At 71.0% G+C, this 20,817-nt stretch carries 21 protein-coding genes and 1 pseudogene; 5 read left to right on the forward strand and 17 right to left on the reverse strand.

The window, feature by feature from the left end:
• Positions 1–8 precede the first annotated feature (8 nt).
• Positions 9–1,106: a class I fructose-bisphosphate aldolase gene (locus GA0070560_RS17890; RefSeq protein ID WP_091298784.1), complete on the reverse strand. Its 1,098-nt coding sequence runs from the start codon at positions 1,104–1,106 to the stop codon at positions 9–11.
• 791 nt (positions 1,107–1,897) lie between these two features.
• Positions 1,898–3,361: a multicopper oxidase family protein gene (locus GA0070560_RS17895; protein WP_091298787.1), complete on the reverse strand. Its 1,464-nt coding sequence runs from the start codon at positions 3,359–3,361 to the stop codon at positions 1,898–1,900.
• 186 nt (positions 3,362–3,547) lie between these two features.
• On the opposite strand from GA0070560_RS17895, the gene GA0070560_RS17900 reads away from it, so the two are divergent.
• A complete protein-coding gene (locus GA0070560_RS17900) occupies positions 3,548–3,751 on the forward strand; it encodes a glycosyltransferase family protein (protein WP_091298792.1) in 204 nt (67 codons plus the stop codon).
• Here GA0070560_RS17900 and GA0070560_RS17905 read toward each other — a convergent pair.
• The 5 genes from GA0070560_RS17905 to GA0070560_RS17925 form a co-directional block, all read right to left on the reverse strand.
• Positions 3,741–4,106 carry a DsrE/DsrF/TusD sulfur relay family protein gene (locus GA0070560_RS17905; protein ID WP_211565894.1) on the reverse strand — a complete coding sequence of 122 codons (366 nt, stop codon included), beginning with the start codon at positions 4,104–4,106 and terminating at the stop codon, positions 3,741–3,743. The two genes, GA0070560_RS17900 and GA0070560_RS17905, sit on opposite strands and share 11 nt — an antisense overlap.
• A gap of 122 nt (positions 4,107–4,228) precedes the next feature.
• Complete coding sequence (locus GA0070560_RS17910) at positions 4,229–4,894, reverse strand: ArsR/SmtB family transcription factor (RefSeq protein WP_091298796.1); 666 nt, start codon at positions 4,892–4,894, stop codon at positions 4,229–4,231.
• On the reverse strand, positions 4,887–6,194 hold the full coding sequence (locus tag GA0070560_RS17915; RefSeq protein ID WP_091298800.1) for an MFS transporter: 1,308 nt from the start codon (positions 6,192–6,194) through the stop codon (positions 4,887–4,889). The genes GA0070560_RS17910 and GA0070560_RS17915 overlap by 8 nt, the downstream gene beginning before the upstream one ends.
• Positions 6,191–6,832 carry a rhodanese-like domain-containing protein gene (locus GA0070560_RS28205; RefSeq protein ID WP_139131518.1) on the reverse strand — a complete coding sequence of 214 codons (642 nt, stop codon included), beginning with the start codon at positions 6,830–6,832 and terminating at the stop codon, positions 6,191–6,193. Before GA0070560_RS28205 ends, GA0070560_RS17915 begins: the two co-directional genes overlap by 4 nt.
• 354 nt (positions 6,833–7,186) lie before the next feature.
• The gene (locus GA0070560_RS17925; protein WP_091298803.1) at positions 7,187–7,798 is read right to left on the reverse strand and encodes a TetR/AcrR family transcriptional regulator; all 612 of its coding nucleotides are present in this window, start codon (positions 7,796–7,798) and stop codon (positions 7,187–7,189) included.
• On the opposite strand from GA0070560_RS17925, the gene GA0070560_RS17930 reads away from it, so the two are divergent.
• The 4 genes and pseudogenes from GA0070560_RS17930 (at position 7,760) to GA0070560_RS29080 (ending at position 10,472) form a co-directional block, all read left to right on the forward strand.
• On the forward strand, positions 7,760–9,256 hold the full coding sequence (locus GA0070560_RS17930) for an MFS transporter (protein ID WP_211565895.1): 1,497 nt from the start codon (positions 7,760–7,762) through the stop codon (positions 9,254–9,256). The two genes, GA0070560_RS17925 and GA0070560_RS17930, sit on opposite strands and share 39 nt — an antisense overlap.
• Before the next feature lie 58 nt (positions 9,257–9,314).
• The gene (locus GA0070560_RS29070) at positions 9,315–9,602 is read left to right on the forward strand and encodes an ATP-grasp domain-containing protein (RefSeq protein ID WP_211565897.1); all 288 of its coding nucleotides are present in this window, start codon (positions 9,315–9,317) and stop codon (positions 9,600–9,602) included.
• A pseudogene (locus GA0070560_RS30070) lies at positions 9,599–9,925 on the forward strand (ATP-grasp domain-containing protein); the annotation flags it as partial. The gene GA0070560_RS29070 and the pseudogene GA0070560_RS30070, both read left to right, overlap by 4 nt.
• A gap of 127 nt (positions 9,926–10,052) precedes the next feature.
• A complete protein-coding gene (locus GA0070560_RS29080; protein ID WP_211565899.1) occupies positions 10,053–10,472 on the forward strand; it encodes a hypothetical protein in 420 nt (139 codons plus the stop codon).
• A gap of 15 nt (positions 10,473–10,487) precedes the next feature.
• On the opposite strand, the gene GA0070560_RS17940 is transcribed toward GA0070560_RS29080, so the two are convergent.
• From GA0070560_RS17940 to GA0070560_RS17985, 10 genes are all read right to left on the reverse strand, one after another.
• Positions 10,488–10,967 (reverse strand): peptidylprolyl isomerase, encoded by a 480-nt coding sequence (locus GA0070560_RS17940; protein WP_091298807.1) that lies wholly within the window; start codon positions 10,965–10,967, stop codon positions 10,488–10,490.
• Between the two features lie 78 nt (positions 10,968–11,045).
• Complete coding sequence (locus GA0070560_RS17945) at positions 11,046–12,167, reverse strand: cytochrome P450 (protein WP_170839461.1); 1,122 nt, start codon at positions 12,165–12,167, stop codon at positions 11,046–11,048.
• A 64-nt stretch (positions 12,168–12,231) separates the two neighbouring features.
• Positions 12,232–13,278 (reverse strand): SAM-dependent methyltransferase, encoded by a 1,047-nt coding sequence (locus GA0070560_RS17950; protein WP_091298862.1) that lies wholly within the window; start codon positions 13,276–13,278, stop codon positions 12,232–12,234.
• Positions 13,268–14,464: a pyridoxal phosphate-dependent aminotransferase gene (locus GA0070560_RS17955; RefSeq protein WP_245675576.1), complete on the reverse strand. Its 1,197-nt coding sequence runs from the start codon at positions 14,462–14,464 to the stop codon at positions 13,268–13,270. The genes GA0070560_RS17950 and GA0070560_RS17955 overlap by 11 nt, the downstream gene beginning before the upstream one ends.
• Positions 14,448–15,476 (reverse strand): isocitrate/isopropylmalate dehydrogenase family protein, encoded by a 1,029-nt coding sequence (locus GA0070560_RS17960; RefSeq protein ID WP_091298814.1) that lies wholly within the window; start codon positions 15,474–15,476, stop codon positions 14,448–14,450. Before GA0070560_RS17960 ends, GA0070560_RS17955 begins: the two co-directional genes overlap by 17 nt.
• Before the next feature lie 5 nt (positions 15,477–15,481).
• Entirely contained in the window at positions 15,482–16,084 is a 603-nt protein-coding gene (gene leuD, locus GA0070560_RS17965; protein WP_091298817.1) for a 3-isopropylmalate dehydratase small subunit, read from the reverse strand.
• 28 nt (positions 16,085–16,112) lie between these two features.
• Positions 16,113–17,513 (reverse strand): 3-isopropylmalate dehydratase large subunit, encoded by a 1,401-nt coding sequence (leuC, locus tag GA0070560_RS17970; RefSeq protein ID WP_091298820.1) that lies wholly within the window; start codon positions 17,511–17,513, stop codon positions 16,113–16,115.
• Positions 17,510–18,682 carry a LeuA family protein gene (locus GA0070560_RS17975; protein WP_091298823.1) on the reverse strand — a complete coding sequence of 391 codons (1,173 nt, stop codon included), beginning with the start codon at positions 18,680–18,682 and terminating at the stop codon, positions 17,510–17,512. Before GA0070560_RS17975 ends, leuC begins: the two co-directional genes overlap by 4 nt.
• A 5-nt stretch (positions 18,683–18,687) precedes the next feature.
• Positions 18,688–19,494 (reverse strand): SAM-dependent methyltransferase, encoded by an 807-nt coding sequence (locus GA0070560_RS17980; RefSeq protein WP_091298826.1) that lies wholly within the window; start codon positions 19,492–19,494, stop codon positions 18,688–18,690.
• A 23-nt stretch (positions 19,495–19,517) separates the two neighbouring features.
• Positions 19,518–20,789 carry a lysine N(6)-hydroxylase/L-ornithine N(5)-oxygenase family protein gene (locus GA0070560_RS17985; protein ID WP_091298829.1) on the reverse strand — a complete coding sequence of 424 codons (1,272 nt, stop codon included), beginning with the start codon at positions 20,787–20,789 and terminating at the stop codon, positions 19,518–19,520.
• Between the last annotated feature and the right edge of the window lie 28 nt (positions 20,790–20,817).

Below are 20,817 nucleotides of genomic sequence, written 5' to 3' on the forward strand. Positions count from 1 at the left end.
TCGTCGGGTCAGCCGAGGTTGTTCGCGTGCACCAGCGCATGCAGATCCGCCAGGGCCTCGTCGGGCGCACTGTGCTGCTGCACCTTGCGCCCGATGCAGACACCCGCGGCTCCGGCCGACAGGGCGTCCTTGACGTCGAGCAGGACGTCTTCCCAGGAGTCGGAGGGCTCACCTCCAGCCATCACCACGGGCGCGAAGCAGCCGGCGACGACGGTCGCGAAGGAGTCGGCGGAGCCGGTGTAGGGAACCTTGACGATGTCGCTGCCCAACTCCGCCGCGGCGCGAGCACCGTGCGCGATCTTCTCCGGAGCCTCGGCCGGATCGATGCCCGCCACGTACACCATCGCCAGCAGCGGCATGCCCCACCGAGAGCAGCCGGCGGCCACCTGTGCGAGGTCGTGCAGCATGTCGGTCTCCTCGGGTACGCCGAAGGTGACCTGCACCGAGACCGCGTCGGCACCGAGCTGTACGGCTTCGACGACGTCACCGGTGAGCTTCTTGACGTGACCGCGACCCGACAGGGCGGTGCCGGCGGAGAGGTGCATGACGACGCTCGTGGAGCGAGCAGCCTCGGCCGGAACGCGGCGCAGCACACCGCGATGACCGATGATGGCGTTCGGCGCGCCTGCCAGCAGCCGGGTGAGCTGCGCGTCGATGGCGTCGAGTCCGGCGATCGGTCCCATCGTCACCGGTTGGTCGATCGGCATGAGCACGGTGCGCCCGCTGACCGAACCCCACAGCCGTCGCAGTCGCCGATCCCGACCCGTTGCCTCCATCTGTGCCTCCTTCGGGTGGACATGCACGACCAGCGAATCAGTGACGAGTGACCAGGCCTGCGCTCCGGACTGGCAGCCGGCTGCGGCGCACGACCCTGTGCGTCGATGCCTGCCGATCGATGGACACGGCGGTGCAGAGATCCCGGAGCGGTCGGGTGGCAGGTGCGACGGTGCGGCCGACGGCATCGACCCGTGCCACCTCCGGGCGGCGCGAGCGGCACTGCACGCGATCCCGCCATTCCCCCGCGCGAACCAGCATCGTTGGTTGCCAACCGCCTGTCGTAGCCAATTCGATTGCCGCCAGAGCAGCGACAGTCCATCGATCAACATGGACGTTCGCCGGGCCAGTGTAGCGAGGATCTTGGTGCGATACACCCCTCAGTTTCAGGCGCTGCACGCCCCGGCGAACCCAACTGGCCCATACACGGCAGCCCGCGCATTGCAATCACATGCTTAAATCTGTCGCGTTGCGTGGCAGATCGATGGCGGTCAGACCGGCGACATTGCTGGAATCACCGATCCATTCCGGCCTGACGTGCACCTCAGGCCGGAAGAGCGGGGGTGGCGAATCGAGGAGGACGAGACCCACGAGGTGGGGGTGGCAGATGCGGGGGTTCACCTTCCGGGTCCGGGTCAGTCCGGTGCCCGTGCTGTTCCTGCTGGCCGGTGCCGTCACGCCCGCCGTCGCGGTCACGCCCGACCGCCCGCGCCCCGATGTTCCCAGGCCGAGCGGGCCGTGCCGACGTCGGCAGGGAGGTTGCCCGCCACGGACAGCGTCGACACCAGCCTGGCGCCTCGCGGTCGACCGGTCGGGTGGCGCCGGACATGCCGCCACTCAGGGTCGGCCACGCCGGCGTCGCGGCGTGCGCGGCGGCAGGAACTGCCGGGACCCCGCCCACCCGGTCCGGACCGTCACCAGTATCAGGACGGCGGTGAACATCTGCCAGAGTTGAACAAGCGGCGAAACGCTATCGCCAAGCCTCCGCGAGCCGGGCCGCCCGCAGGACGTCGCTCACGGCGGCCCGGAGGCCGCCGTGAGCCCGCCGCCGCACGCACGCTGGCCGCCGGCCCCGGCGCCGCCGACCAACGTTACGCGCAGCCACCCTTCTCAAGGTCCTGGATCAGATGATCCTGAGATTGGCCATCATGCCCATCGCGCTGTGGTCGACCATGTGGCAGTGGTACGGGTAGACGCCACGCCAGGTGTCGAAGGTGGCCTGCAGCCGCACGCTCTGCCCGGGCCAGACGATCACCGTGTCCTTCAGGCCGGACTCGGTGGGATCGGCCGGTGCGCCGTTGCGGTCGAGCACCCGGAACTGCACCAGGTGCATATGGAAGTTGTGCGGCATGAGGACGTTGGCGTTGGTCACCGTCCACTCCTCGGTGCTGCCCCAGGCGATGGTGGTGTCGATCCGGGCCGGATCGAAGACCTTCCCGTCGATGTACGCCTGGTGTCCCCCGGAGCCCGGCTCGTCCATCCGCAGCTCGATGTTGCGGCGCACGGTCGGTGTCGGCAGCGGAGGCAGGGCACGTAGCCGCTGCGGCACCGAAGTGCGGTCCGGCCCCTTGGCCCGTACGACGTCGAAGCGCATCACCTGGCCGACCTGCTCGGCCGGACCCGGCCCCATCAGGTTCTGCAGCACCACGGAGGTGCCCGGCTGGTAGCGGGCGAAATCGACCACGACGTCGAGCCGTTCCCCCGGTGAGAGCAGCAGGTACGGCATGGTGACCGGCGCCTCCAGCAGGCCGCCGTCGGAGCCGATCACCGTGATCTCCCCGCCGTCGGCGAGCCGCAGCAGGAAGAACCGCAGGTTGCTGGAGTTGACCAAGCGGAACCGGTAGCGGCGGGCCTCCACCTCGAAGCGCGGCCACGGCCGCCCGTTGACCAGCAGGGTGGTCCGGCTGTCGGCGTCGTCCATCGTCCAGACCAACTGGGCGTTGGCGTCCAGGTGCGCGTCGCGCAGCATCAGCGGGACATCGAACCGGCCCCGCGGCAACGGAAGCGCCGCCTCCGTGCGGTCGGTGAGCAGGTAGAGGCTGGACAGGCCCCGGTAGAGGTGCTCGGCCTCCATGTGGTGGGTGTGGTCGTGCATCCAGAGCGTGGCGTGCGGCTGCCGGTTCGGATAGTTGTAGACGCGCTCGCCGCCGGGCGGAATCGTGGCGTCGCCCGAGCCGTCGTCGCCGGGGGCGTTGGCGCCGCCGTGCAGGTGCACCGCCGTGGGCATGTTCAGCCGGTTGCGCTGGCGTACCACCACCCGCCGACCCGACGTGGCGCGGATCGTCGGACCGGGCAGGTCACCGTTGTAGGTGTACACCTCGGTACGGGTGCCCGGCACGATCTCCAGCCGCCTCCGGTGCATGGTGACCGAGTAGTAGTCGGTGGTGGCGGTCCGCAGCACCGGGCGCAGGGTCTGCGGCACCGTCAACGGCACGGTGAACGGGGTCACGGGCGTGGTCGTCGGGGAGGCGACTCCTGCCCTGGCCGGAGCTGCACCCAACTGTCCGGCGAGGCTGGCCAGGCCACCCGTCGCCCCGACGATGCCCGACGCCGCGCCGAGGCGCAGCAGTTGACGACGAGTGGACAAGGTAGTTCCTTCCCACAGAAGGGTCGCGAGAGTTCCGGCAGCCGCCGTCGGCTGGTGGACGGGGCGGTCGTCGCAGGCACGATGATGCCGGGAACCCCGCCGGGGGGCGACCCCTATCGACCGCACAACCACTTACGCTGACCGCGCCGGGGTCGGGGCCGAGGGCGACACCCCTACCGGGAGCAGGTGACCACGCCTGCTGAACCGGTCGCGCTCCCCTACGACGGATCCACCGGCGACACGGTCGTCGAGCGCGGCCGGCGCTACACCGCCGAGCCGCGGCTGCGGGTGATCACCCGCGCCGACGGCGGTCCGGCGGCCGCCCGCAACACCGGCATCGACTCCGCCCGTGCCGGGTGGGCCGCGATCAGACACCCCGTCAGAAGGTGAGAACCCGGTCGGCTTCGACCGTCCATGCGGCGAGTTCGTCCATTGTGGAGCGGGTTGCCTCGGGGATGAGGTGGCCCTCGGTCAGGCCGCGGGCGTCCAAGCAGGTTCCGCAGCAGGCGATCTGGCCGCCGTGGCGGGCGAACGATTTCAGCATGCGGTCCAGGGTGTAGTAGCCGTCCGGGGTCTTCTGTCCGGCTATCGCGCACGTGACCGCGTCACCCATGAGAAACAGCCGGGGCTCGGTGTCTTCGCGCTTGGCCAGGGCCATGGCGAGCCGTACGGCGTTGAATGTCTCGTCAGAGCCGTAGGCCGGGCCGTTGATGATGAGCAACACCTTCATGCCGTCAGTAAACATCGCTGGTAGTGGACCGAGTAGGGCAAAAGGCCCCTAACGCATGCCTTTCGCTGGATTGCCGCGACTGCCGGGGCGCACACTCGTGGCGGGCGGGGATGCCGAACAGGTTTCGGTGGCCGGGTTCAGGCGGCCTGGGCCTGGACGGGCAGGCCGGCCACCCGCCATTCCAGGACGCCGTCGGTGGCGCGTCGTGCCTGCCGGCCGTGGGCGGTGAGTAGCCGGACCGCGTCGTGGGCGAGGGCGCAGTAGGCACCGCGGCAGTAGGCGATGACCTCTCGGTCTTCGGGCAGTTCGATCAGCCTGTCCTCGAGTTCGTCGAGTGGTATGGACACCGCGCCGGGCAGATGCCCGGCGGCGTACTCCGGTGCCGGTCGGACGTCGAGGACAACGACGTCGCCGGCCTCGGCCCAGCGGAGCAACTCAGCCACGTCAACCTGCTTGGTGTCGTCGGGGCCGAGGTAGGCCCGGCGGGCTTGCTCGGTGTGCGGTCGGTGCCGCTGCGCCACGCTCCGGAGGTTCGCGAACAGGGCGGCGACGTCCTCGCCGGCCAGGGAGTACCAGATCCGGGTGCCGTCGCGGCGGGTGGCGACGAGCCCGGCTGCGAGGAGACGTTGCAGGTGTGCCGAGCAGGTGGACAGCCCGAGGTCGGCGGCGTTGGCGAGGTCCTCGACGCTGCGGGGGCCCTGGGCGAGCAGGTCGAGCAGTTCCAGGCGCTTCGGGCTGCCGAGGGCTTTGCCGACGGCGGCGAACTCGGCGAACAGGGCGTCCTTGGCGGCTCGGTCACCCATTGGCGCCTCCCTGGGGTGCTGACGGAGCCGAGGTCCGGCGTTGGTGGGTCTCGTACATTCTGACGGCGACGACCAGCCCGGACGCGGCGGTGAGGGCGGCGACGGTCCAGACTGCGGCCCGGATTCCGAAGGCGTCGGCGACGACACCGGCGAGCAGGGCACCCACCGCGAAGCCGCCGTCGCGCCAGAGCCGGTAGATGCCGACCGAGCGGGCCCGCCACGCCGGGTGCGCGACGTCACCGATGGAGGCCAGCAGCGTCGGGTAGACCATGGCGGTGCCGGCGCCGAGCAGGACCGCCGCGACCGCCCACCAGGTGAAGGCGTCGGCGAGGGCGATCAGGGCCAGGCCGAGGGCCTGGACCCACATGCCGGTGGCGATCAACCACTTGCGCCCCCACCGGTCCGACAGTGCGCCGGTGAACAGCTGCCCGAAGCCCCAGACCACCGGGTAGAGCGCCGCCAGGATGCCGATGCGCCCGACGGACAGGCCTGCGGCGGCGAACAACACGGGGAACAGCCCCCATGCGAGACCGTCGATGAGGTTGTTCACCAGCCCGGCCTGGCTGGCCGACGACAGCGCGGGCTCGCGGAAGCTGGTCTGGGTGAACACCTGCCGGTTGCTCAGCTCCTGATGCAGGTGATCGTGGCGGCCGTCGGCACGGGCGACGTGGTTCGCTGCCTCCAGACGGGCGTGCCCGCGGGTTTCTCGCACCAGGAGCGTCGACAGGCCCAGCCCGAGCGCCGCGTACGCGATCCCGAGCAGGAACGGTGCCGGGCGCAGCCCGTACGCCTCGGCAAGGTACCCGGTGGCGAGCGCGGTCACGGCGACGGCCACGTAGCCGGCGGCCTCGTTGAGCCCCATCGCGAACCCGCGGCGGGCCGGCCCGACCAGGTCGATCTTCATGATCACTGTGGTGGACCAGGTCAGGCCCTGACTGATGCCGAGCAGCACGTTGGCGGCGACGACCCACCCCCAGGTGGGTGCCCAGATCAGCAGCAGCGGTACCGGGACGGCGATCAGCCAGCCCGCGACCAGCACCGGTTTGCGCCCGTGGCGGTCGGACCAGGTGCCGGCGAAGTAGTTCGTCGCGGCCTTGGCCACGCCGAACGCCAGGATGTAGGTCAGCGCGGCGGTGTACGCCTGCTGACCGAACTCGGACTCCGCCAGCAGCGGCAGCACCGTCCGCTCCTGGCCGAGCATCCCGCCCACGAGGGCATTGACCGCGACGAGCAGAAAGAACTGCGCGGCATTCTGCCGCAGGCCCAGGATGATCGGGCGTTGAGTGGCGCGCAGACTCATGCTCCCACCTCCAGCTTCGAGCCGGTCGCGGTGGACCAGTCCGACCAGCCGGCGGCAGGGCCGCCGAGTTCGATGTTCCGGGCACCCGGGACGTGACCGGCGGCGAACTCGCTGGTCTGCCGGATGTCCAGCACGCAGGCGCGGGCCAGCGCCGCGGCGTCGACCGAAGGAATCGACCTGCGCTGCCCACCGGCCGCGTCCGGATCCTGGTCGGCGTTGCGAACCACGGCCAACGGGCGGCCGGGGTCGACGAGCCATCCCAGCCAGGTGGCGAACGCCCCGCGCAGCGGGATGGACACCGAATCCAGGAAGTACGGCGGGAGCGTGCCCAGGGAACCCGGCAGCGCTGTCAAACGCGTCCTCGGACTCGGCGCGCAACAGCGCGTTCGTCGCCTTCTGAGCCCCGAGGCCAGCACCCGCGCACCGTCGCCGGCCGCCAGGTCACGGGCGCCGGACAGGAGATCCGCATGCAGGTGCGTGTCAGCGGCATACGCGATCCGCAGGCCACGACGCTCGGCGACCGCCCGCAGGTCACGGCTCGCGTCCACCGCCAGCGCCCGACCACCACCGAGATCCAGCAGATACGCCGAGTTCCCCAGGCCCTCATCGAGCAGCGGAGACACGTTCACGTCAGTCATCACATCCTCTTCGCCGAGCCACCCACGTCGGCAACCACCACCCAATATACAATATTCCAAAGAACATTGGAGGAGCTGCAGGCGAGGTGCCGCCTGAACGGCGCCCGCAGTGGGTCACCTCTCGCCAGGTCGCCCAGCCTGGTCCGGACCGACGGCGGCCACGTCAACCGCGTCGACGCCGGGCTGCCGGCATGGGCCCGCACCCACGCCGGGATCGACCTGCAGACCGTGGCCCGATCGGAACCGAAGCAGCCCGACGCCTCGACGACGAACTCAACCAGAAGTAGCCACCGAGTTACCCGACACTCTCTGACGCCTGGCCGGGTCGTGGGTCAGCAGCAGGCTGATGGCGTGTCACCGCTCGACCTCGGTGAACAGTTGATCGAGGTGATAGGTGACGGCGTCTCGCGCGGTGTCGACGCTGTGGTGGCCGACGAGCAGGCTGGTGCCGAGCCCGTGGGTGAGCGCGAGCAGACGGGTGGCTTCAGCGGCCGGCTCACGGCCGGCGGGCAGCCGACCCTGGTCCTGGGCGCGGCGCAGGATGTCGGCGAGGTGGGTTTCGAGGCGTCGTGGACCGTCGACGAACGGTTGAGCGGCAAGGTCGGGGTCGGTCATCGCGAGGACGGCGTAGGAGGTCCAGACAAGGTGGAAGTCTCGGCTGGCCCCGTCGGTGGGCAACGCCTCGGCCAGGAACGCCTCGACAACCGCGCGGGGATCAGTGTCCTGTGGCAGTGCCGCGACACGTGCGGCCCATCGCTGACTGCTCTGCTGCTCCAGTTGCCGCAGGGCGGCGAGCAGCAGCTCGGCCTTGGTGTCGAAGTAGTACTGCACCAGTCGCAGTGACACCCCCGCCTCGGCGGCGACCGACCGCATCGTCACCGCGTGCAGCCCGTGACGCGCCGCCACCCGCAGGAGCGCGACCACCAGGTGGCCGCGTCGCTCGGCGTGGTCCACCCTTCTCGGCATCCGCTCTCCCCTACTGCCGGCACCCTTTGTGATACGTGCGTATACGATACATTCGTATCACAACATCAGGGGGTGGAGCAGGTGGGAGACACCCGCTCATCCCCCGGCGCCCTGATCGCACTGGCATGCGCGGCACAGTTCATGGTGGTGCTCGACGTCTCCGTCATCAACGTCGCGCTGCCGTCGCTGCAGCAGGAACTGAGCGTCGCCGCCATCGACCTGCCCTGGGCGGTCAACGCCTACACGCTGGTCTTCGCCGGCTTCCTGCTGCTCGGCGGCCGACTCGCCGATCTGCACGGCCACCGGCGGGTCTTCCTGGCCGGGCTCGGGCTGTTCACCGGAGCCAGCCTGCTGGGCGGCCTGGCACCGACGGTGGCGCTGCTCGGCGTCGCCCGGGCCGGGCAGGGCCTCGGCGCGGCCATCCTCGCCCCCGTCACCCTGACCCTGCTCACCACGACAGTCACCAGCGGCCCGGCACGACACCGCGCCCTGGCCGTCTGGACCGGCGTCGGCCTGGCCGGTGGGACCGCGGGCAACCTGCTCGGCGGCCTGCTGACGGAGTACCTGTCCTGGCGATCCGTGCTGCTGATCAACGTCCCGCTCGGCGTCATCGCCCTGGCCGTGGCGCCGCGACACCTACCGCCCGGCCGGCCGGCGCGCCGCCGCCGGCTGGACGCGCCCGGCGCAGTCCTGGCCACCGCAGGCCTGACCTGCCTGGCGTACGCGATGGTGCAGGCACCGGCACGCGGGCTGACCACTGCGCCGACCGTGACCGTCGCAGCAGCCGGTGTCCTCGCCCTGGCCGTTTTTCTCGCCGTCGAGGTGCGCGCCGCCGACACCGCGCTCGTTCCCGCGCGGCTGCTGCACGCCCGGCACATCGCGCTGGGAAACCTGACGATGCTGCTGGCCGGCGCCGCCCTCAATCCGATGTGGTACTTCCTCGCCCTGGCCATGCGGGACCTTCTGAACTTCTCGCCACTGCAGACCGGGCTCGGCTTCCTGCCCCACACCGTGCTCACACTCGCCGTCGGCATCCTCGTCACACCGCGGCTGATGCGGCGGATGCCAGCCCGGCGCCTCGTCGTCGCCGGGGCGCTCGTCGCCGCCGCAGGCTTCGCCTGGCAGAGCCGGCTCGCGCCCGACGGCGGGTACCTGAGCGGGATTCTCGGACCGGCAGCGCTGATCGCCGCCGGTGGCGGGTTGCTGACCACGCCCCTGACCGCAATCGTGACGTCCCGCATATCGCCGGAAGACGCCGGCGCGGCGTCGGGACTGATGAACACCGCCAAACAGGCCGGCGGCGGACTCGGCCTGGCCGCGCTGGTCGCGATCGCGGCGCAGCCGGCCGGCACCGGTACGGGATACCGGACAGCATTCCTCGGCATCAGCGCAGTCTGCGTGTGCGTAGCTGCGGCGGCATCGCTTCTGCCCCGCGTGGTCGACGGCCAACAGGAGTAGCCACGACGCTGCCTCCGGCAGGGATGCCTGGATATTCGTTACTCTGCGCCGGCGTCGCGTGCCGGCAGCAGGGCGGCGGCGAACCGCCGGCGGCCTCACCGCGCAACGCGCCCACGAGACCAACGACCTGCCGAGACTGCCGTCCTTTGCGGACAACGTTCGTCGGGTGCTGCGCTTCGACGGGGTGGTCACCTCCTGCGACCACTACCTCGGCACCGCCGCCCGGTTCGCCGCGCACCTGGGCCTGCCCGGCGCAGCACCGGAGGCGGTGGATTGCGCGTACCGCAAGGGCCTGGCCCGCGCGGCGATGCATCGGGCCGGGGTCCCCAGCCGGCGTTCGCGGTGACCGAGGGCTGGACCGCTACCAGCGACGCGGCCGACGACATCGGATACCCGCTGGTGGTCAAACCCGTCGACCTCTGCGCCGGGATGTACGTCCGCCGGGTGCACGACCGGGCCGAACTGCGGGCGGCGTACGACGCACCGGCCGGCTTCCCGGTCAACGCCCGACGCCAGCCGAGGACGCCGCTGGTGCTGCTGGAGGAACTGCTGGACGGGCCGGAAGCGAGTGTGGAGGCGGCCACCGTGGACGGCGTCACCACCGTGATCGGGGTGACCGACAAGAGCCTGGCCGGCACCTCCGGATTCGTGGAGATCGGGCACATGTTCCCCGCGCCCCTCGACCCGACCTCGCCCGCGCCGTCGGCACGACGGCCACCGCCGCCCTGGCCGCGGTCGGGTTCGACCACGGCATGGCCCACACCGAGCTGCGACCGACCCCGGACGGCCCCGGGTGGTGGAGGTCAATCCCCGGCCCGCAGGCAACCAGATCACCGAACTGGTCCGCCGGGTCAGGGGCATCGACCTGCCGATGGGGTACGCACAACTGGCGCTCGGCGAGCGGCCCGACCTGACCCCGACCGACACCGGGGTACGCAGCGCGGCGATCGCGTTCCTGCTCCCCCCACGCCCCGGCACGGTCACCGGGATCACCGGCACCGAGGCGGTGGCCGCCGAGCCCCGGGTGGTGGACTGGGCGGTGAAACCGGCCGAGCACCGGGCCGGGGAGGCCAGCAGCAACAACCACTACCTGGGTCACGTCATGGTCGTCGACCCCGCGGGTGCCGACGCCCGGTCGCCGGCGGACCGTACTCGTCTTTGTCATACGTTGATCTCATCACTTCAACGAAGTGTTGTTGACACTTCGTTGAAGTGATGAGGAGGGCGGACTCTACTCGACCGTGGCCGACTCGATGACGATCTGCTCGCGCGGGACGTCCTGGGCACCGGTCGGCACCTGGGCGATCCGGTCGACGACGTCGAAGCCCTCGGTCACCTTGCCGAAGACCGCGTACCCCCACCCGTCCTGGCCCGGGTAGTCGAGGAACGCGTTGTCCACAGTGTTGATGAAGAACTGCGCGCCGGCCGAGTGCGGATCGGACGTGCGAGCCATGGCCAGGCTGTACTTGACGTTCTTCAGTCCGTTCTTCGCCTCGTTCTCCACCTGGTGGGGAGCGGGCTTCTGGCGCATGTTCGTGTCGAAACCGCCACCCTGGATCATGAAGGTCCCGATCACCCGGTGGAAGATCGTTCCGGTGTAGTGGCCTGAGTTGACGTAGTTCAGAAAGTTCGCGACGGTCTTTGGCGCGTTCGCCTCGTCGAGCTCGAGCACGATGTCGCCGTAGCTGGTACGCAGTCGGACAGTAGACATATCGGCAGTTTCTCACAGGTGCCGGACCCCCGTGGCCGCGCCCGGGGCAACGAACCCCGGGCACGGCCGGACGGCCGGCTATCCGACGAGCAGATGGAGCTCCTTCGGCCCGTTCATGGTCGGGTCCGGATGCGGTCGCATCGGGCGGTCCGGATCGAGCCGGATCCGGTCGAAGCGGCGCAACAGCACACCGAGCGCGACCTGCGCCTCGAGCCGGGCCAGCGGCGCGCCGAAACAGAAGTGGATACCCTTGCTGAAGGCGAGATGCGGGTTCGGCGAGCGCTCGGGGTCGAACTCGTCGGGCCGCTCGAACTGCCGCTCGTCGTGGTTGGCCGACAGCACCGAGCACACCACGATCTGGCCCGGCTCCATGGCCACGCCGCGCAGCTCGGTGGCCTTCTTCGTCACCCGCGGCACGATGCCCACGGGACTGCGGTAGCGCAACACCTCCTCCAGCGCGGTGGGAATGGCCTCCGGCCGCCGGCGCACCAGCTCCTCGGCCTCGGGGTTCTCCCCCAGGCACAGGATCGCGTTGCCGAGCCACAGAGTGACCGTGACGTGCCCGGCCAGCAGCAGCACGGTGGCGAACCCGGCGATCTCCCGGTCGGTGAGCCGCACGCCGTCGACCTCGGCCGTCACCAGATCGCTGAGCAGGCCGGGCTCGGGCTTGGCGCGGCGCCGGACGGCCAAGTCGAGCAGGTAGTCGTGGAACGACTTGGACGCGTTCACCGCCGACTCGTTGTTCGGGTCGAAGGCACCACCGGCGTACAGAGCGTCGGCCCAGTCCTTGAACTGCGGCCGGTCCCCCACGGGCACACCGAGCAACTCGGTGATCACCGTGAGCGGCAGCGGGTAGGCGAAGTCGTCCACGAACTCGAGCCGGTGCGGGTCGGGAGCGCGGTCGAGCAGCTCCCCGGCCAGCTGCTCGATCCGGTCCTTGAGCCGCGCCACCGACCGCGGCGTGAACGCCTGGCTGACCAGGCGCCGCAGCTGGTGGTGCCGCGGCGGGTCGAGCGTGCCGATGTGGCCCTCCATGAGCTGCACCTGGTCGGGGTAGACGGAGCCGAAGTCCGACGAGAACGTCTCCGGGTCGTTGAGCACGCTCACCGCGTCGTCGTACCGGAAGACCTGGTACACGCCGCTGGCCGGGTCGCGGACCACCGGGCTGCCATCGCGCATGGTCCGGCACAGGTCGAGCATCTCGAGTCCCGGCCGCGTGGCTGGCGCTTCTGCCGACATGATCAAAACCTCCAAGGTGTACGGCTCAGCCGGCCACGATCTCGTAGTAGGCGAACCGGAACGCGGTGTTCGGAGCGGAGAGGATCCGCCGGCAGGTGAGCCCGGCGGCCTCGATGACCTTCAGCCAGCCGTCGCGCGGCCGGGGGAAGCCCTGCTCGGTGAGGACGTGCACCAGGTAGAAGTCGGCGTCCGAGCCGTCGACGTACAGCTCCGGCTCGCACAGCAGCATGCCCCGGTCCGGCCCGGCGCGGAGCATGTCCGCGTACCGGCGCAGCAGGTCGACGACCGCGTCCTCGCCGTCGCGGAAGTGTTCGTGCAGCGCGCCCACCGCCACGTACAGGTCGGCCGTCGCGGCTACGTCCGCCGGCCACGACTGCGGTTTGAACGCGTCACCGACCACGAACGAGAGGCGGTCGGCCACCCCTTCCTCGTGGGCGCGACGGGAGGCGTACCCGATGGCGTCCTCGGCGATGTCGAGGCCGAAACCACGCAGGCCGGGCTCCGAGCGCACCAGGTCGAGCAGCAGGCCGCCGGTGCCGCACCCGAGGTCGAGCACGCCACGCGCGCCGCGGTCGCGGACCACGTCCCGGACGATGCTGCCGCCGAAGCTGCGGAACAGGACCTCACAGCGCAGGCCGAGCGCCTCGGTGTCGCGGTTGACGTCGATGCCGTAGGTGCGGCTGCCGTCGACAAGGCCGGCGATGTTGTGCAGCACCGGCCCGTACGCGTCGACGTAGTAGCCGATCAGCGACTCGGCCACCTCGTTGAACAGCCCCGCGCCGCGCTCGGTGAGACGCCAGCGGTCGCCGTCGGACTCGACCACCTCGCGCAGCTCCAGGTAGCGCAGGACCTGGCCGGTCTTGTCGGTCCGCGCGGGGTCGACGGCCAGCCGGTCCAGGGGTGTGAAGTCCCGGGACATCCGGTCGGCCACTCCGGAGCGGGCGAGGCCGACAATCGCCGTGCACAGCACGTAGGACGACGCGAGCTCGCCGGCGCCGGCCCGCGCCACTCCCTTCCAGGTGCTCTGCACCTCGTCGTCGAGAACCTTCTCGGACTTGTTGTCAACGGTCATGGTGTCCTCCACTCAGAAATTTCCGCATCCGATCCAGGGCCTCCTCCGTACGGCCCTCGTCCCGGACGAACGTCATGCGCACCCACCGCCGGCCGTCGGCCGGGTCGGTGAAGAAGCTGGTGCCCGGAGCCACCAGCACGCCGGCCGAGCGCACCAGATCCTCGGCCAACAAATCGCTGGGCCGGCCGAAGGCGTCCACCGCGGCCAGCACGAACCAGCCGCCCTCGGGCCGGAACACGGTGAGGCCGAGCTCCTCCAGCCGGGCCACGAGGTGATCGCGGCGCCGCTGGAAGTACGCCGAGTCGTCGGCCAGTGCGGCCACGTCGACAGCGGCCGCACCCACCTGCAGGGGACCTGGCGCGCCGACCGTGGTGCGCTCGTGCACCCGCCGCACCGCTTCGGTGAGCGCCGGCGACGCGAGGCAGTAGCCGAGCCGCCAGCCGGACATCTGCAGCGACTTCGACAGGCTCCCGACGACTATCGCGTGCTCGCCTGCGCCGGGCAGGCCCAGCGGCGACACGTGCCGGCGGCCGTCGTAGACGTACCCCTCGTACACCTCGTCGGTGATCAGCACGAGGCCGTGGCCGGCGCAGAGCCCGAGCAGGCCGGCCACCTCGTCCTCGTCGAAGGCGCGGCCGGTCGGGTTGTGCGGGGTGTTGAGCAGCACGGCGCGGGTGCGCGGGGTCAGCGCGGCGCGCACGGCGCCCAGGTCGAGACGCCAGCCGGGCCCGGCCAGCGGCACCGGGCGCGGAACGGTACCGGCCAACTCGATCATGCCGGGGTAGTTCTCGTAGCAGGGTTCGAAGAGGATGACCTCGTCACCGGGGTCGGTGACCGCCAGCAGCGCGTTCAGCACGCCTTCGGTCGCTCCGCAGGTGATGGTCACCTCGGTCGCCGGGTCGACGGTCACGCCGCGCCGGCGCTGGGCCAGCTCGGCGATCACCTCCCGCAGGGCGAGGAGGCCTTCCGGCGGCGCGTACTGGTTGCGGCCACCGGTGAGGGCCGCGGTGGCCGCCCGTACGACCTCGGCTGGCGGCTCGCCGGGCGGGATGCCGAGGGCGATGTCGATGGCGCCGATCTCGGTGGCGAGCCGCATCAGCCCGGCCAGCCGCATCGACCCGATGCCGGAGACCCGGCGCGAGAGGCGGGCGCCGGCGCGTGCCGGATGCTCAAGCGAGGAGGTCACGGATTGCCTCCCCCGCCGCCCGGGTGCCGAGCGAGCCGCCGATGTCGGCCGTGCACCGCCTGTCGGCCACCGCGCGATCGGTCGCGGCGCCTACGGCAGCGGCCTCGTCCCGGTAGCCGAGCTGGTCGAGCAGCAGCGCCGCGGACAGCACGGCACCGATCGGGTTGGCGGTGTCCGTGCCGGCGATGTCCGGCGCGCTGCCGTGCACCGGCTCGTAGAGACCGAACCCGGTGCCGGGGTTGAGGTTCACCGAAGGGGCCATGCCGAGGCCCCCGGCTAGTTCGGCCGCGAGATCGCTGAGGATGTCGCCGTAGGAGTTGTTGGTGACGATCACCTCGAACTGGGTCGGGTCCTGCACCAGCCGCATCGCCGCAACGTCGACGTACAGGTGTGAGGTCTCCAGGTCCGGGCGCTCGGCGCACGCCGCGCGCCACAGGCGCTGCCAGACCCGTCCGCCGTTGGGCACGGCGTTCGACTTGTCGACCATGCACACCGCCCGCGACGCGACCGACATCGCGTAGTCGATAACCCGGTACACGCCGAGGTGGGTGGTGACCTCGGTGTCGACAGCGACCTCGGCCTCGGTTCGCGACCGCAGCGCGCCACCGATGTCGACGTACAGGCCCTCGGTGTTCTCCCGCACGACGGCGCAGTCGATCTCCCGGCGGCCGGCCCGGCGCAGCGGGCTGAGCCGGGCGTCCGGCAGGCGCACCGGCCGGTAGTTGACATAGAGGTCCAGCTCGAAGCGCAGGCGGAGGAGAACGTCCCGCGCGTACCGGGTGCCCGCCGCGCGCGGGTCGCCGACCGCGCCGAGCAGGGTGCCCGCGCTGCCGGTGATCCGCTCGACGTCGACGTCGGAGAGCGCCACGCCGGTCTCCAGGAAGGTGCCCGCGTTGACGTGGTCGAGGACGTCGAACTCGAGGCCCAGGCCGAAGGCGTCGAGCACCAGCAGGGCCTGCTCGGTCACCTCCGGTCCGATGCCGTCGCCGGGTATCACGGTGATCCGGGTCATCGCCCTCACCCGGCCCGGGCCGGGCCGAAGACCGGCAGCCAGTGCGGCCGCCCGCGCTCGTACGCGGCGATGCGGTCGCCGTCGGCCAAGGTCACCGCGATGTCGTCCTGCCCGTCGAGCAGCAGCCGGCGAGCCCGTACATCGACCTCGAACGCCTGCCGGCCGCCGTCCCAGCGCACCTCGCACGCCAGCAGGTCCACGGTGACCAGGAACCGCGGATCCCGGTCGGCCGCGTCCAGCAGGCCGGACACGACCGCGTCCGGCAGCTGCACGGCGAGCAGCCCGTTCTTCAGCGCGTTGCGCCGGAAGATATCGCCGAAGCTCGGCGCCAGCACCGCGGCGATGCCCCAGTCCCGCAGGGCCCAGACGGCGTGCTCGCGGGAGCTGCCGGTGGCGAAGTTCGGTCCGGCGACGAGCACCGAGCCGCCGGCGCGGGCCGGGTCGTTGAGCACGAAGTCGTCCGCCTCCCGCCAGCGGGCGAACAGCCCGTCCGCGTACCCGGTCTTGGTGAGCCGGCGACAGAAGCGGCTCGGGATGATCTGGTCGGTGTCCACGTCGCTGCGGCGCAGCGGCAGGACACGCCCGGTGTGTTCGGTCAGCGGTTCCAAGCGTGTGCCTCTCGCTTCCATTCGTCGTTCAGCTCAGGTCCGCGGGCGCGGCGAGACGCCCGGCGACCGCGGTGGCCGCCGCGACCGCGGGCGACACCAGGTGGGTGCGGGCGGTGTCGCCCTGCCGGCCCTCGTAGTTGCGGTTGGAGGTGGACGCACAGCGCCGCGGCCCGCTGAGCCGGTCGGCGTTCATGCCCAGGCACATCGAGCACCCGGACAGCCGCCATTCGGCGCCCGCCGCCCGGAAGACGTCGTGCAGGCCCTCCTGCTCGGCCTGATCGCGCACCCGCATCGAGCCGGGCACGACCAGCATGCGCACCGACGGCGCCAGCACCCGCCCGCGCAGCACCGCGGCCGCCGCCCGCAGATCCTCGATGCGCCCGTTGGTGCAGGAGCCGAGGAAGACGGTGTCGACCTCGATGTCGCGCATCCGCGTGCCGGGCTCCAGGGCCATGTACTCCAGCGCGCGGCGGGCGGCGGCCCGCTCGGCGGCGTCGGTGAACTGCGCCGGGTCCGGCACCGCCTGGCTGAGCGGGACCGCCTGACCGGGGTTGGTGCCCCAGGTGACGACCGGGCTGAGCGCACCGACCTCGAGCGTCACCGTGCGATCGAAAACGGCGCCGGGGTCGGTGCACAGGGTCGACCAGTGTGCCAGCGCCTCGTCCCAGTCCTTTCCGACCGGCCGCCGGGGGCGGGTGGCGAGGTACTCGAAGGTGACCTCGTCCGGCGCCACCATGCCGGCTCGCGCCCCGGCCTCGATGCTGAGGTTGCACAGCGTCATCCGGCTCTCCATGGAGAGACCGCGGATCGCCGCGCCGCGGTACTCCAGGACGTAGCCGTGTGCGCCGTTCGCCCCGATCTCGGCCAGCAGCGCCAGCATGAGATCCTTGGCGGTCACGTCCGGCGGGAGGGTACCGGTGAACTCCACGGCCATCGTGCGCGGCCGCGGCATCGGGAGCGTCTGCGTCGCCAGCACGTGTTCCACGTCGCTGGTCCCGACGCCGAACGCGAGAGCGCCGAACGCGCCGTGCGTCGAGGTGTGGCTGTCGCCGCAGACCACCGTCATGCCCGGCTGGATCGCGCCCAGCTCCGGCCCGACCACGTGCACGATGCCCTGCCGCGCGTCGCCGTGCGGGAACAGCTCGATGCCGTGCTCGGCGCAGTTGGCGCGCAACCGCGCGACCTGCTCGATGCTGATCGGGTCAGTGATCGACAGGCTGTCGGTGGGCACGTTGTGGTCCTCGACGGCCAGCGTGAGATCGGGCCGCCGCACCGTGCGGCCGGCCAGGCGCAGGCCGTCGAAGGCCTGCGCCGAGGTCGCCTCGTGCACCAGGTGGACATCGACGTAGAGCAGATCGGGGCCGTCGGAGCCGGACGGGATGCGGTGCGCGTCCCAGATCTTCTCGACCAGCGTGCGCGGTTCGCTCACGCTCGCGCTCGCAGGGTCGCCGCCAGCCGCTCGCGCACCACGTTCAGCTCGTCGGCGCGGCCGTCCGGGCGCTCGGAGACATATTCGAGGTACAACCGGTCGACCACGTTCTCGTCAACCGGCTCGCCGAGGTCCTCGAGCAGGTAGCGGATGATCGCGCGGCCGGAGTGCCGGCCGACCAGCAGCGAGCGCTCCCGGTCGAACCGGTACGGGTTGATGAACTCGTACGTCGCCGGGTTCTTGAGAATGCCGTCCTGGTGGATGCCGGCCTCGGTGGCGAAGGCGTTCTCCCCGAAGATCGCCTTGTTGCGCGGCGCCGGCATGCCGATCGTCTCGGAGAGCATCTGGAACGTGCGGTAGAGGTGGTCCAGCCGGACGCTCGTGGTGGCGCCGAAGCACTCACCCTTGTAGGACAGCGCGGCCGCGAGCTCCTCGACCGGTGTGTTGCCGGCCCGCTCCCCGATGCCGGCGAGCGTGGCCTGCACCTCGTCGGCGCCCGCCTGGATGCCGGCCAGGGCGTTGGCCAGCGACAGCCCGAGGTCGTCGTGGCAGTGCGTGGAGAGCTTGACGTCGTCCGGCAGCAGCGATCGCACCATGGCACACAGGTCGCCGTACTCCTGCGGGGTGGCGCAGCCGGTGGTGTCGGCCAGGATGACGGTCGTGACGCCGGCCGACAGCGCCTCGGTCACCAGCGCCTCGATCAGGTCCTTCTCGCCGCGGCTGGCGTCCTCCACCCCGTACGAGACGTCCTGTGCGCCCATCTCGTGCGCGAACCGGATCGCTTCGCCGGTCTCGCGCACCGCCTCGGCCCGGGAGATGCCGCGCTTGTACCGCAGGTGCAGATCGCTTCCCGTGCCGCAGATCTGCACCTGGTGATTGGGGCCGGTGCCGCCCGCCTCGATGGAGAGCTTGACGTCGGCGATCGACGTACGGTTGAAGGTGGCGAACCTCGCGGTGGTGAGCGCCGCGGCGATGAGCCGGGTCGCCTCGAAGTCCACCGGGGACGAGCCGGGGTAGCCGGCCTCGATGATGTCGGCGCCGTAGGCCTCGATGGCGAGCGCCAGCCGGACCTTCTGCTCGGCCGTCATGGCGTTGCCCGGAGCCTGCTCGCCGTCGCGCAGCGTCGCGTCGAACAGCGAGATGCGCCGTGGGGACGTCGCTTCGTTCATCGTGTTCAGCCCTTCCGGGCCGCGACGATCAGCACGCAGCCCAGTTCGCCCGTCATCTGGCCGACCATGCTCTCGGCCGCTTCCGCCTGCTCGGGTGTGAAGTTGAGGATCTTCGCCAGCTCGTCACGGTTGTCGTAGGTGATGTCGGTCATCATCGAGAAGGAGGGCGCCACGTTCGCCGAGATGTCCTCGAGCTCGACGACCTCGAGGCCGGCCTCGGCCAGCAGGGCCGGATATCCGTCGAGCCGGGGCAGCGCGCCCGGCTGCCCGGCGCGGTGGCGGGCCTCGTCGGCACTGATGTCCTCGCGGTCGAACAGGTCGGTGAGGACCACCCGGCCGCCCGGCTTCACCACCCGGCCCGCCTCCTTCAGGGCACGGGCGCGGTCCATGTGCACGATGGACTCGAACGCCAGCACCGCGTCGAACGAGGCGTCCGGGAACGGCGTGGCCATGCCGTCGGCGACCTGGAACCGCACCTGTCCGGCCAGTCCCTCGGCCGCCGCCCGCTCGCCGGCCACCCCGATCTGGTACGGGCTGATCGTGATACCGACGACCTCGGCGCCGGTCGCCCGCGCCACCCGGACCGCCGGCTTGCCCAGCCCGCAGCCCACGTCGAGGACCCGCTGCCCGGCGCCCACGCCGAGCTTGGGGATCAGCAGGTCGGTGAAGCGGTCGGTCGCCTCGGACACCGACGCCTTGTCGTCCGGGCCGAGCCAGTAGGCGAAGTGGAAGTTGTCGTCCCACACCCGGCGCAGGAGCGGGCCGACCATCTCGTAGTAGTCCATCGCCGGGAAGGCTTCCTGGGTTTCCATGGTTCTCCTTCGGATCGGTGTGATCACTGGGGTGTGCTGGCGGTCAGGGATTCGACGATGTGACCGGCCCGCTGCGCGGTGGTCGACAGCAGGCTCGACGAGATGCCGTGCGTGTGTTCCGTGCCGCCCTGCAGGTAGATGCCGCAGGTGAGCTTGTCCGAGGTGCACAGGCGGTAGTCGCGGCCGACCCGGACCATGCCGTCATCGTCCAGCTCAACGAACTCCATGAGCTCGCCGAGCAACGGCCGCGGGTCCAGCGGGCGGTACCCGGTGGCGAAGACGACAACGTCGCTGCGCAGGTCGGTGCGTTCACCCGTGGGCAGATACTCGACGTCGACCGAGACCCCGCCGCCGCTCTCGCGGACCTGCCGCACCCGCGAGACGTTGACGATCCGCAGCCGGTCCACCCCGCGCACGCGCTCCTGGTACTGGCGGCGGTAGAGCGCACGGATCAGGTCGAGGTCGACGACCGAGTAGTTGGTGTTGGCGTGGTAGTTCATCAACGACTCACGCACCGGCGGAGCAGCCAGGTAGTAGTCGTCGACCGCGGCGGCGTCGAAGATCCGGTTGGTGAACGGGCTGTCGTCGGCCACGCTGTAGCCGTACCGGGGAAACACGGCGTGGACGGTCGCCTCCGGGAAGCGCGACATCAGATCATTGGTGATCTCCGCGGCGCTCTGCCCGGACCCGACCACGGTGAAGCTGCCGGTCGCCTCCGGCGGCAGCCCCGCCAGCCGGTGCAGGTAGTCCGCGCTGTGCCAGACCCGGTCGGAGGCCCGCACGCCGTCCGGCAGCCGGGGCCGCAGGCCGGTCGCGAGCACGACGTTGCGCGCCCGGCACACGTACGGCTCGCGGTGCGCACCGTCGCGCACCACCAGCTCCAGCTGGTCCACCACGCCGTCACCGGAGACCGGGCGGATCGCCAGCACCTCGCTGTCGTAGCGGACCACGCCGCCGACCCGCTCGGCCGCCCACCGGAGGTAGTCGTGGAACTCCAGACGGGAGGGCACGAGCGTCTGGTGGTTGATGAAATCGGCGAGCCGGCCGCGGTCATGCAGATAGGCCAGGAAGCTGAACGAGCTGACCGGGTTGCGCAGCAGCACCAGGTCCTTCAGGAACGAGATCTGCATGGTCGCGTCATCGAGCAGCATGCCGCTGTGCCATCCGAACGACGGCTGCCGCTCGAAGAAGACCGCCCCCGTCCCGGCCGGGCGGCACTCGCGCAGCGCGATCGCGAGCGCGAGGTTGGACGGCCCGAAGCCAACCCCGGCGACTTGCACAATGTCTTCCCTCACGTCAGTCGTTCCCCCACTTGTCGGTCAG

The organism is Micromonospora halophytica (genome assembly GCF_900090245.1).
Classification (GTDB): Bacteria; Actinomycetota; Actinomycetes; order Mycobacteriales; family Micromonosporaceae; genus Micromonospora; species Micromonospora halophytica.